The following is an 11,377-nucleotide window of genomic DNA, read 5'->3' as shown; positions in this document are numbered from 1 at the left end:
CCGCCCACAGGATCACATCACCCTGGAAATGGCGCCACTTGAAATCCGTCATCGTTCCGTCCGTCCAATCTCCGCCAAGCATGCTCAAGCTTCACGATTTTTGCAACAGAGCCCTACTGCCAGACCGACAAATAACGCTAGAATCTCCTCAGCCCACACGTTAAGGATTTCGCCGAGCTCGTTCAGTGGCGGGAAAATGCCGTTATCCCTGATGCTCTCTTCTCATAGTGACCGGCTGAACCACTGCTCAGGAAGAGCAATATGAGCAGCAGCGAGGAGAGAATCAAGAGAGCATGAATCAAATTCGAACTGCGGCTGCGAAGTACCACGGTACGGCTCTATGCATTGTTGTCACCTCAATGTCGAAATGTGTTAGTTGTCTTCTTTTGCAGTTTTCCCTAGTCCCGTTGTTTCGCGGTGAGTGTGCTTCGTGCACGCATGAAAATGCTCCCTCAAAAGTGTCGACTTTTTACAGTCCAATTTTCGGGGAGCAGTTCATTTCACAGTCCAACTATCGGGGAGCATTCCACTTATAGGAGTGGATTGCACCATCTACTGATGCACAGTTCGTGCACGCGTGTATTGATTCTTACTTGAGCAGACTATTCACGAGCTGAATAGGGGTGGACTCTTCGAGGAAGAAGTACAAGTAGATTTTCAAAAGTAGGCTATCCATTTCCTCTGAAGAGATAAGACGGGCTTCGGGGGCACGAAGCGAAACCACTATGGAAGCGACATTCATGATGGCTTTATTATGCTCACCTCTGGAAAGGTTCTTGTTTCTGAAAGATTCCAGATACAGAAGAGCCAGATGGCGCAATACGTCTACATCTGCTTTGCTGTTAGTCGCAATCGTTGAATTCGTGGCACGATTCATTGCGTCAATTGCCACGTCAACTTCAGGTAACGGCAAGCACTGCTGATTCAGTTTGAGAAGAGCATGTTCTGTGAATATTGGGTCTTGATGGCCATTCGCAGAATAGTCAACCTCACTCCGCTCTCCTGGGAAATTATCCACCACAGTTGTATCGCCTCCAGCCTGAAGCGCCTGTTGCGATGTAGCCTTTGCCAGCGATGGTTACACGTCCTTGTGACACTGTATTGAATTCAGCAACATAGCCGGTTTTGCACGTGTAATCAGTTTCAACTTCGTTGTGGAACTCTGTTTCACTGGCGACAATGGTTCCGCTACCTGAAGCTCCGGCTTTCTTTTTATGGATATCTAATTCGATTCTGTGCGAAAAGGCTTGGTCGCAGCGGTTGTGCGCCCATCCGGACACATGGCTGTAGTTGCTGCTGTTCGGGGTATGGTACTCACCTGTTACTAACTTGCACCCACCAGGCAAAGCAAATGTTGTTGCTGCTTTATTCGAAGATGCTTCAGGCACATACTCGGTAGAGCTCACACTAAGAATGACTCCTCCTCCATCCTGCTCTACTCGTTCTGCAAGCAATTCCAAAGCCTGCTTCTCATCTTGGTTCAATCTGTCCACATCAACGTAGGAAACATCTACCTTGACGTTGCTGGCGTCAATCCCAAAATGCGAAATCGGCTCTACTGAGTCGGAGGGGCTATTCGTTGCTGCAATAGCTGGGGTCACCATCAAGGAAGACGCCAATAGAGCTATTGCGGCGATGGAGCCAAAGGTTTTAGGTTTCAAGAGATGAAACCTTTCTTGTGTTGGAACGCTGTCTGGTCGTCGAGAGACGGTGAGGTCATCTTGGATATGAACTCAATTTTAATAGTAAAGGCAAATGTGTAAATCGTCATCTAGGTTATGACTTTTTCGGCTCTTCAGGGTTCCGGGTGTAATCGCGATCTAAAACCACCGATTTTGACAGCGAACACTGATGTGCGCGACACGCACTAACGGCCTGGGCTTAGGTAACTGGCTGAATGATTTCAAGCCCAGATATTGTCTGAGTATGCGAGTAACTCCGACCGTGCATGCAGAGCCAGAAGACTATGAAGAATACCCGACTTACCGAGTCAATTTTTGGCAGAGCGGTCCGGGGCAGGTGAGCTTTAACCTAGAGGCCTTTGTTGTGTCAGGCGCGTTGGATGTCAATCAGGTGAAGGAATGGATACACGACCATGCTGCAGGGCGCTCCTATGAGCTGTTTGTCGAGGTAAACGGAACCGTGCCCGATGATTATCGGAAGCCGCGGGTGGCGGCTCTCATTCGCCTTGAGGGGAGAGACCCAAATATGGGTGAGATGACGGAAATCGGGAGATTCATCCCCGAGTAGTACAACAGGGTGGGGCCAGCAGTTCTGCCGGCCCCACCCCAAGAGCAATGAAGACCTAGTTCTTTTGATCTTCTCGCACGAACGTGACAGTCATCAAAGATGCCAAGTCGGATTCTGATTGTGTAGAAAGTGAAGCAGCGCCGCGGGCGATGGGTAAGATGGAACCGTATTTTTGGTAGGTCGGTGCAGTGTCGAGTACGTATCCGGGAGGGGGCTTAATTTCGCTCTTTCCCCATCCTCGAAAATCTCCAGGACCTTCCTTGCAACTGACCCCTCGGTTGGTGGAGATATAGTTCCTGCCGGAATTTGATTCTGTGGGGCCGCCCCACTGCGTGGGGTTGGGGGCTGTACGAATTAACGAATAGTGAATTGTTAGGCTACCGTCATTACCACCGCTGCACGAGATGCTGGCGGTGCCGTTAATCGTGCCGGTTACATGATGTGAGCCGTGTGGGTGGTGGACCCCGAGGTCGCATCGAATGCTGGGAGCAAGCAGCGCATATTCAGCTTGCGTGAATGTAGATTCTTCTGCTGGCAAGATTGTCAGTTCTGTTGCCTCAGTCGAAAACACCTGATTTCCAGCCTCATCGAACTGAGTCGTTATTTCGGCCTGGTCCGGTGCGAGCTGCTGCGCGGGTTCCATCGCAAGGCTCGGAGTGCCGATGGTTGCCGAAAGCGCAATTACGGCAGCCAAAGCAAGAATCTTTGACGTAAACATTAATGCCTTCCTACACAGTGTGAATATGTTATTTCCACCACATAGCTTTTCTTAATTCTTGTCAAGGCGCTGGCAAATATCTGTTGCCATTGAGTTTCTTTCTCCTGGATGCGCGGGCGGTCCAAAACGGAAAAGAGTTGAGCTTCCAAAATTGACCGTTCTTGATGCCCAGCAAGGGTTGCCCATAAGGGGCGTTTTAGGGGGAACCATGCGGTCTTAGGCACAATAAGATATGGGAGACTCTGGATATGAACAACGACGAGCGCGCTTCCGACCAGGACACCCTGCGAATGGTGAATGTCCTCAAAATGGCTTTGGAACGTAGAGCAGAGGTCTTCGAGATCATTGATCGGGCACCCGACGAATCAACGGCGAGAACGCACCTCGCCAGATTGCTTGATGTCGAGGAGTCTGACTGCTATCCAATACTTAATTTGCAGGTCAAGAGTTGGCTTGGAACTTGGCGCGAGCGTCTCGATGAAAAAGCCGAAGGCCTCCCCTGATTCTTGAACGCGACGCGTCTCAGCCATAGCGACGCACGTGGTTTGGGTAGCCCTTAGCGTGGATTCTCCAGGTCAGTCCAAGTGAATTTTGCAGACCTTACCGGTTGGCTCACCATTAACGGTGTTTTTGAGCTGCTCACCTGCCTACAGGAGTCTGTCGCTCTGGCAGCGTAAACCTTGGTGTCAACCAAACCTTCAGCAGACCCGTTCGTGGAAGCGACGTGGAAGGTGTATCAACGGATGGTCGCCGCTTACCGGGCACCTTCCCCACTCGTGGGGAAGGAGCGGTTGAGGGATTTGATCCATGACCTGACCACGACCTTGCCTAGGGAAATGATCGAGGTGAGGTCCTTGGCGACAACGTTGAAGAAACGCGCGTCGGATATCTTGGCGTATTTCGATCATATGGGGTCATCGAACGGGCCAACTGAGGCGATCAATGGGCGGTTGGAGCATCTTCGAGGTTCGGCGTTGGGGTTCAGGAACCTCGCGAATTACATCGCGAGGTCCCTGTTGGAGTCTGGTGGGTTCAGACCGGTGTTACACCCTTGATTGCGAAGAGCCACTATAGTGTGAACCAATGACCGCCGACAGCTGGCCAACGGAGTTTCACATGCCTGTGGTGAGGAAACCGGGCGCCGATGCCCTGGTGTACTTCTGGTTTGCCGTCGGCTTGTCGGTGCTCGGCGTGGTGGTCCAGCAGATCGGCACATTCCTGATGCTCAACGCCACGCTGGAGCTCAACGTCCTTGAAGTGACCACGCTTCACCTGGTTGCCTGGGGCTGCTACACCGGAGCTGCAATCTTCACCATCGTGGTCATGCACAAGGCCCTGGCCATGCTGATCTACTTGGTGCACCACCATCGCCCGCTGCCTCCACACAGGATGCCGGTGATCCGCGATGCCCCGGTAACCGCCCAGAGTTCCGAGGCCACTGCAGCAAGCAATACATCTTCTGGCGCTTCTGACCCGGCGGATCCACTGGGCAGCGACGAGCTGCCCTCCGGGTCCAAGCCGAAAACCTTCCCGCGGCAGGCGCTGGGCGCTCTGCCCCCGCAGAACCGGCGACCTCCCACGCGGCGCCAGAACCCCGGCAAAGACAACGACCCCGCCTAGCGAACCCTGCATCCACCGCGCTGCGAACTGCGCAGCAAGTCCCTGCGATGCAGGGCCGTCCATCACTGTGGAGTGTCAATATTTGTTCTATGGGTGTCACGAACTTCAACGCCTGATCGCGCCGGTGCGATGCTTTAAGCATCACCTATAAGGAGCGTGCGATTGAGTTCCCGGAAGCCATCGCGGATCCACCGAGCGTGGCTGGTCGCCATCGTGACCACACTGGCACTCGTTGCCACGGCGGCATTCCGCTCCACCACCGGCGCGTTCTTCGAACCGCTCGAATCCGAATTCGGCTGGCTCCGCTCCCAGCTGTCAACCGCGGTGACCATCAACCTGGTGGTCTACGGCCTGGCGGCACCCTTCGCCGCGACCTTGCTGGAACGCTATTCCATGCGCAAGGTGGCTGCCATTGCCCTGGCGTTGGTGGCTTCGGGCGCCGGATTATCGGTGTTCATCAGCCAAATCTGGCAGTTATGGATACTCTGGGGCGTGCTGGTTGGTCTGGGAACCGGGGCGATGGCTCTGGTATTCGGTTCCGTGGTGGCCAACCGCTGGTTCTCCGAACGCCGCGGCTTGGTGATGGGTATCTTCTCCGGCGCGAACGCCGCCGGCCAGCTAGTGTTCCTGCCAAGCATCGTGGTGATCATCGAGCAGTACTCCTGGCGGATCGCGGCCCTGGTAGTTGCCGTCTTCGCGGTGCTGATCATTCCGTTGCTGCGCTGGCCCTTTGCCAACTCCCCTGCCGAAGCCGGGGTGCTGCCCTATGGCGCAACCGATGCCGTGGACACGCCGGCAGCCGAACCCCAGCAGGGCTCGATGGCCGCTGCGACGCTCAAGGCCCTGTTCTCTGCCTCGCGCTACCCGGCATTCTGGGTCTTGGCGATGACCTTCTGGATCTGCGGCTGGTCAACCAACGGCCTGGTGCAGACGCACTTCATCCCTGCGGCGCACGACCACGGCATGCCGGCCACGACCGCGTCCGGGTTGCTGGCGCTGGTTGGCATTTTCGACATCCTCGGAACCGTGTTCTCCGGGTGGCTGACCGACCGCGTACGCCCGTGGCTGCTGCTTGCGGTGTACTACGCGCTGCGCGGGCTCTCGCTGCTGTTCCTGCATTCGCTGATGGGTCCCACCGTCGAGCCGCTGCTGTGGATCTTCATCATCTTCTACGGCCTGGACTGGGTGGCCACGGTGCCTCCTACGGTGGTGCTCTGCCGCCAGTACTTCGGTCCGGTCAAGGCCACCGTGGTCTTCGGCTGGGTCTTCGCCTTCCACATGATCGGTGCCGGCGCAGGTTCGCTGACCGCGGGGCTGTCGCGGGAAACCACCGGCAGCTACCTGGCCGCATGGATTACCGCCGCGGTGCTGTGCTTCGCGGCGGCCGTAAGCCTGCTGTTCCTGCCGCGCATGCGCAAGGCCTACAAGGATCCGCAGCTCGAACAAGTCGGGGTGTAACCGCACGGCACCACTGCGGCACAGCCGCTTAACGCAAAAACCTCGCAGAGCAGATCATTGCTGATCGTTCTGCGAGGTTTTGCGCATCAGGCTCAAGCCACTGCTACGTCCTTGGAAGGAACGTGCAGCTTCTTGTTGCCGTAGTGCACGGAGAAGAACCAGCCGATGCCGGTCACGATATGGATCAGGCTCAGGCCCACTGCGGTAGCTGCATCCGCTGCGTGCATGATCGGGAAGGCGATCGATGCGACAGCTATAACCAGGCCGATCCACTGCGCGATCTTGCAAATGCCCTTGTTTGCCCGTCCAATCAGGAATACCACCAGGCCGAAGAACAGGATCGGAATCAACGTGAACTGAAGCAGGTGGTCGAAGGCGACAACATCAGTTGGGTTCGGACCGATCCGGCGGGATGCCCCAGCGGCGCCAGCCAGGAAGAAGATTATGACGTTCAGGTAGCTGGTACCCAGCGCCCCGATAATCACCTGGATGAAATTGAATGGGCTATTGGGTTGTCCCTGAGCCGTCATGGCACTCCTAGAATTGTTGAAAGTTCGCAACCATTCTATTCCCGAGTGCCTGTGCCACGGCTCTCAATAGCCCGTGAGAACCGCGACACTTAGCATGGCTATATGTTTTCCAGCTCCGCGATCTCGTTGAACTTCTTGTTCGAGTAGTTCACCGCGACGTACCAAGACGCCGCAACCACCAGGTGCATGATCGTCACCGTCAGAGCGGTCCCCCAGTCCTCGGCGAAGAACCACTGCACCACCGCCGAGGCCAGCACGACTGCAACGCCGATGACCTGGGCGATGCGGCAGAACCCCGGCTTGGCCCGGCCAATCAAGAAGGTCAGAAACCCGAGCACGAGGATCGGCGGGGCGGTGAAGCGCACGATATGGATGAAATCCAGATTCTGGAACAAGCCGCCGGAGTACTCCATGGATGCGCCGATGACCCTGGCAATGAAATAGGCCAAGACACTCAGCGACATGGCCCCGAAAGCCGCAATCACCACCTGGGCGAAATTGAACGGCATCTTGAATCTAACGTCAGCCTGCATCGCAAATCATCCCCTTTTACGGCGAATTCGAGCTGAACCGGTAGTTCCACTGTACGCCCGCTGGCGGCAAATGGATCCGGCGATTTTCCGATGCTTTCAGCAGCGGCATCAACGGCACGCGGTTGCACCGTGCTTAGTTCGGGCCGAGCACCAGGAACAGCGCATATCCGCCCAGCGCACAAAGCGCCAGCGTGGTCATCAGCACCGCAACCACGTCCGCCTGGACCTTCTCGTGCTTGACCCCGAGGGCCATGCGCCGATACCGCGCACGCTGCGAGAGCAGGATCCCCAGAGCCATCGACGAGGACACCGCGATCAGCAGGATCATGCCGATGCCGTAGTGCGGCAGCCAGCGCAGGAAAACAGCGGAGACCACGAGGAAGGAGACCATCGTGCGATTCCACGCGAAGATGGTCCGCTCGGGCTGCAGGCCCGCATCGGCGATCTCGATGGGTTCGTTCTTCACGAGCCGAGCGACCAGAAGATCATGACGATGGCCGCCAGCGAGGCGACCACCGCGCCGAAGGCCAGCAGCGGGACAATGGCGGGAATCGGCAGCGGCCGGCCGGTGCGCATGCTGCGCTCTACACGAACCCAGCGCACCGCGGCACCGGCGGCGATCAGGATGCCGACGCCGATCACCAGCACCGCCAGCCAGGTGCGCAGCGGCGAGGGGAAGGCCTCGGCGGCGAAGGCCTCCAGCGCGGTGCCGCCGGCAAGGAACGCCAATGAGGTGCGGACCCAGGCCAGGAAGGTGCGCTCGTTGGCAAGGGTGAAGCGCGGGTCGGGCTCGCTGCCCTCGGGCAGCAGCCAGCGTGAGATCCGGCTGCGTTCTGGCTCGGACATGACCCTCCTTGGTGTACGTCGATGCTATGAGCATACCCAACCAATCATCGGTGAAACCTATTTAGCTGGTTGATAAAAACAGTTTTACGGATGTGATCCAGCGCATAAGAATTGATTGCAGCACTTGAACGAAAGAAAGGGCGCATTCCATGGCCTCCGCCAATCTCAATCCCCGCGTCGTGACGCTGGGCACCGCCGGCGGTCCGCGCTGGTGGACCGGCGAGAACGCCGGAAAGCGCGCAGGAATTTCCACCGCCGTCATCGTGGGCGACAGCGTCTATCTGGTGGATGCCGGAACCGGCGTGGGCAACCAGCTGATGAAAGCGGGATTCACCCCGGCTAACCTTCGCGGCATCTTCCTCACCCACCTGCATTCGGATCACACCATCGACCTGGCGTCGCTGGCCATCTTCGGCATGTTCACCCTGCCAGCTGGCAAGGCCCCGATCTCCATCATCGGCCCCGGCGACCGCGGCGCCCTGCCGCCAGCGTCGCCACGCGCCACCACCGCACCCCAGCCGGTCTTCGCGCAGAACCCGAAGTCGGTCATCCGCGGAACCCTGGTGGGCATGAGCTCCTACACCGTGCAGGGGTTGATGACCGTCTGGGCCATCTCCTACGTGGTCGAGGAAGTCGGAATGGACCGCACGGCGGTGCTGAACATCAAGGCCATCGGTGCCGCACTGACCGTGGTGGGCATCTGGGTATCCTCGCGCTACTCCGACAAGCTGGGCCGCCGCCCGGTCATGATGGTCGGCATCCTCGCCGGCGCCATCGCCGCCCTGCCGATCATGTGGATGCTGGAACTGGGCCAGCTGTGGCTGTTCGCCATCGCCCTGTTCGTGGCCAACGGCATCATCCAGGCGTTCATCTTCGGGCCGTTCGGCGCATTCACCGCCGAGCTGTTCCCCACCCGCATCCGCTACACCGGTGCCTCGCTGGTCTACCAGCTCTCCTCCACCGTGGGCGCAGGCTTCACCCCGATGATCGTTGCCGGCCTGGTGCTGCTGGGCGGCGGCTCGCTGTGGATCGCCGGCGGCGTCTGGGCGGCCGCGTTCATCGTCGCCGCGCTGGCCATGCACGGCATCAAGGAAGGCCGCGACGCGGACCTCGAAGCCGAGGAAATGAGCCACTAGCCTCCCGGCTGGTTGGAGCGCGGGGCCGGTTGGAACCTACGGGTTACAGCCGGCCCCGCGTTCTTTCTCTGCCCCGGTTTCCTCGCAGAAATCCAGGAACGCGCGCAGCCGCAGGCTCAGGCGTTCCGAGGCGGTATAGGCCACGCAGATGTCGCTGACCCCGACCTCGCCTTCGATCTCCAGCGCCGACAGCGGCAACCCGTCGTAGCTCAGGTTGACCGGCGGACGCTGCACCAGCACGGTGTAGCCCAGACCCCGGGCCACCATCCCGCGCACCGCCTCGAAGCTCTGCGAACTCCAGCGCACCTTCGGATCAAGGCCCGACATGCGCAGGTTCACCAGCTGGTTATCGCGCACCGTGGGAATATCCAGTGAAACGAAATCGTCATCGGCCAGCTCGGCGAGCGCAACAGAGGTTCGGTCCGCCAGCCGGTGGTTGCCGCCCACCAGCACATACGGGCGGCCCGACATTACGCGGCGCCAGGATACCTGCGACAGCAGGTGGCGGGTATGGGTGAGCACCGCATCCAGGTGGCCCTTGAGCATGCGTTCTTGCAGCTCGGCGCCATCGCCTTCCACCAAGGTCACCTGCAGGTCCGGGTGGACATTGGTGAAGCGTTCGCAGATCACCGGGATCCAGAACGCTGCCAGCGAGGAATAGCAGCCGATCACCAGCGGGCCCGAGAGCTTGGTCTGGCGCTCGACGATCAGGTCCTGCACCTCTTCGGCATGGCGCACCAGCGCCCGCGAATCCAGCAGGAAGTCGGTGCCGACAGCGGTGAGCACCACCCCGCGCGCCCGGCGTCGCACCAGCAGCTGGGAGCCGACGGCGCGCTCCAGCTCGTCCATCGACTGCGACATGGCGGCCCGGGAAATATGGCACTGCTTCGCTGCAGCCGAAATGGACCCCAGTTCTGCGACGGCGACGAAATACTGCAGCTGGCGCAGGGTGTAATTGATCACCCACACAGTCTAGCCAGCGGGCGATTCTGCAGGCGCAAAACAACAGGCCCAGCATCGGCAAAGAATGCTGGGCCTGCTACGGAAATGGAAGCTACTTCGAGGCGCCGATCGCCCACACGCGTGGAAGCTCGGTGCCGTTGACCGCCAGGTCGCCGATCAACCGCGCCTTGAAGACCCAGGGATTGTGGTTGCCAGCGGTCCGGGCATTGCGCCAGTGCCGATCAAGGTTCTTGGAAACGCTCGTCGCGCTGGCAGCCAGCGCATCGAAGGCATGGGTGATGGCATTGAGCACCAGCGGGGTCAGCACCACCTGCGCCTGCGCGCTGGCCAACTCGGCCGCATCATTGGCCGCTTCGTCCTCTTCTGCGCTCGCCTGGCCGGTGTGCAGCGCCAGCGCTGTTTCGTAGGCTCCCTGCAACGCCACCGAAACGCGTTGAACCGTTGCCGCGGCGGCGAAGGATGCAGCGGAGACCTCGCCGATCACCTGCAGCAGCTGCGGGTCTTCGGCCGCCACATTGGCTGCGGCATGGCTGAAGGTCCGCTTGCGCGCCTTCAGCTCGGCGGCGAAGTCCCGTTCTGCCGCTTTGGCGGAGCCGGCCAGGACCGCCAGCAGCACCTGCTGGTAGAACGCGGTCTGGTACTTGAAACGGGTATCGAAGTCGATCAGGTCCTCCTCGGCCACCACCGCATCGGTGAAGGTGGAGGTTCCGGTACCCGTGGTGCGCTGGCCGAAGCCATCCCAGTCATCGGCCAGCTCGACACCGGGCTGGTGGCGGTTGACCGCGGCGATCACGCGCTTGCCGGTGTCGGTGCGCTCGGCATAGGTGTCCAGCCAGTCAGCGAAAATTGAGCCGGTGGAATAGTACTTGGTTCCATTGATCTTGAAGCCGCCCTCGCCGTCCGGGGTGACCTTGGTGATCACGTCCCCGACCTTCACGGTTCCAACCTCGGTCCACGAGTTGCCCACCAGTTCTCCGGCGGCGAAGCGGGCCAGCCACTTGTCGCGCCCCGGGCCTTCGGCGGCCACCAGCCGATCCTCGACGAAGGCGAAGTGCGCGCGCAGCGCCTGGGCGATATTGGAATCAGCGGCCGCAAGATCCACGAACAGCTCGAAGAGCTCAGGCAGGGTCGCCCCGGCCCCGCCGTGCGATTCCGGAACCCGGACGGCGCCGAAGCCGGCGGCCGCCAGGTCGGCCACCGCTTGGTAGGGCAATTCTCCGGTGCGGTCGCGTTCGGCAGCGCCCTGCGCGATGTCCGCGAAGAGCGGGGCAAAACGGGCTTTGAGCCCTGCAAGCCGAGTGCCAGTTGCAAGTACAGTCATCG

Annotated in this window: 14 protein-coding genes and 1 pseudogene; 6 read left to right on the top strand and 9 right to left on the bottom strand. The window is 59.4% G+C overall.

Annotated elements, in window-relative coordinates; translation table 11 throughout:
- Positions 1 to 589 precede the first annotated feature (589 nt).
- Positions 590 to 1,018, bottom strand: a complete 429-nt coding sequence (locus tag EKH49_RS11920; protein WP_128471010.1) for a hypothetical protein — start codon at positions 1,016 to 1,018, stop codon at positions 590 to 592.
- Positions 1,011 to 1,661, bottom strand: a complete 651-nt coding sequence (locus tag EKH49_RS11915) for a hypothetical protein (RefSeq protein ID WP_128471009.1) — start codon at positions 1,659 to 1,661, stop codon at positions 1,011 to 1,013. The genes EKH49_RS11920 and EKH49_RS11915 overlap by 8 nt, the downstream gene beginning before the upstream one ends.
- 265 nt (positions 1,662 to 1,926) lie before the next feature.
- Here EKH49_RS11915 and EKH49_RS11910 point away from each other — a divergent pair, with 265 nt between their 5' ends.
- Positions 1,927 to 2,250 (top strand): hypothetical protein, encoded by a 324-nt coding sequence (locus EKH49_RS11910; protein ID WP_128471008.1) that lies wholly within the window; start codon positions 1,927 to 1,929, stop codon positions 2,248 to 2,250.
- A gap of 55 nt (positions 2,251 to 2,305) precedes the next feature.
- Here EKH49_RS11910 and EKH49_RS11905 read toward each other — a convergent pair whose 3' ends face one another.
- Positions 2,306 to 2,968 carry a hypothetical protein gene (locus tag EKH49_RS11905; RefSeq protein WP_128471007.1) on the bottom strand — a complete coding sequence of 221 codons (663 nt, stop codon included), beginning with the start codon at positions 2,966 to 2,968 and terminating at the stop codon, positions 2,306 to 2,308.
- 248 nt (positions 2,969 to 3,216) lie between these two features.
- On the opposite strand from EKH49_RS11905, the gene EKH49_RS11900 reads away from it, so the two are divergent.
- The 4 genes and pseudogenes from EKH49_RS11900 to EKH49_RS11885 all read left to right on the top strand — a co-directional run bounded on the left by EKH49_RS11900 (position 3,217) and on the right by EKH49_RS11885 (position 6,046).
- Positions 3,217 to 3,471, top strand: coding sequence for a hypothetical protein (locus tag EKH49_RS11900; protein ID WP_128471006.1), 255 nt, complete (start codon positions 3,217 to 3,219; stop codon positions 3,469 to 3,471).
- 210 nt (positions 3,472 to 3,681) lie between these two features.
- Positions 3,682 to 4,023, top strand: a pseudogene (locus EKH49_RS11895) (transposase); the annotation flags it as partial.
- 61 nt (positions 4,024 to 4,084) lie between these two features.
- Entirely contained in the window at positions 4,085 to 4,588 is a 504-nt protein-coding gene (locus EKH49_RS11890) for a hypothetical protein (protein WP_128471004.1), read from the top strand.
- Between the two features lie 156 nt (positions 4,589 to 4,744).
- Entirely contained in the window at positions 4,745 to 6,046 is a 1,302-nt protein-coding gene (locus EKH49_RS11885; protein ID WP_128471003.1) for an MFS transporter, read from the top strand.
- Between the two features lie 92 nt (positions 6,047 to 6,138).
- Here EKH49_RS11885 and EKH49_RS11880 read toward each other — a convergent pair whose 3' ends face one another.
- From EKH49_RS11880 to EKH49_RS11865, 4 genes are all read right to left on the bottom strand, one after another.
- Complete coding sequence (locus EKH49_RS11880) at positions 6,139 to 6,576, bottom strand: DUF6069 family protein (RefSeq protein ID WP_128471002.1); 438 nt, start codon at positions 6,574 to 6,576, stop codon at positions 6,139 to 6,141.
- 98 nt (positions 6,577 to 6,674) lie between these two features.
- Entirely contained in the window at positions 6,675 to 7,109 is a 435-nt protein-coding gene (locus EKH49_RS11875) for a DUF6069 family protein (protein ID WP_128471001.1), read from the bottom strand.
- A gap of 133 nt (positions 7,110 to 7,242) precedes the next feature.
- Positions 7,243 to 7,575: a DUF202 domain-containing protein gene (locus EKH49_RS11870; protein WP_128471000.1), complete on the bottom strand. Its 333-nt coding sequence runs from the start codon at positions 7,573 to 7,575 to the stop codon at positions 7,243 to 7,245.
- Positions 7,572 to 7,955 carry a YidH family protein gene (locus EKH49_RS11865; protein WP_128470999.1) on the bottom strand — a complete coding sequence of 128 codons (384 nt, stop codon included), beginning with the start codon at positions 7,953 to 7,955 and terminating at the stop codon, positions 7,572 to 7,574. The genes EKH49_RS11870 and EKH49_RS11865 overlap by 4 nt, the downstream gene beginning before the upstream one ends.
- 149 nt (positions 7,956 to 8,104) lie before the next feature.
- Between EKH49_RS11865 and EKH49_RS11860 the strand changes: the two genes are divergently transcribed.
- Positions 8,105 to 9,091 carry an MFS transporter gene (locus EKH49_RS11860; protein ID WP_128470998.1) on the top strand — a complete coding sequence of 329 codons (987 nt, stop codon included), beginning with the start codon at positions 8,105 to 8,107 and terminating at the stop codon, positions 9,089 to 9,091.
- A gap of 36 nt (positions 9,092 to 9,127) precedes the next feature.
- Here the strand turns inward: EKH49_RS11860 and EKH49_RS11855 are convergent, their stop codons facing one another.
- The gene (locus EKH49_RS11855; RefSeq protein WP_128470997.1) at positions 9,128 to 10,054 is read right to left on the bottom strand and encodes a LysR family transcriptional regulator; all 927 of its coding nucleotides are present in this window, start codon (positions 10,052 to 10,054) and stop codon (positions 9,128 to 9,130) included.
- A gap of 91 nt (positions 10,055 to 10,145) precedes the next feature.
- Positions 10,146 to 11,375: an acyl-CoA dehydrogenase family protein gene (locus EKH49_RS11850; RefSeq protein WP_128470996.1), complete on the bottom strand. Its 1,230-nt coding sequence runs from the start codon at positions 11,373 to 11,375 to the stop codon at positions 10,146 to 10,148.
- Positions 11,376 to 11,377: the final 2 nt, after the last annotated feature.

The organism is Glutamicibacter sp. HZAU (genome assembly GCF_004100365.1).
Taxonomy (GTDB): domain Bacteria; phylum Actinomycetota; class Actinomycetes; order Actinomycetales; family Micrococcaceae; genus Glutamicibacter; species Glutamicibacter nicotianae.
Note: the sequence above shows the minus strand (reverse complement) of the source record. Positions and strands in the feature narration are given on the sequence as shown.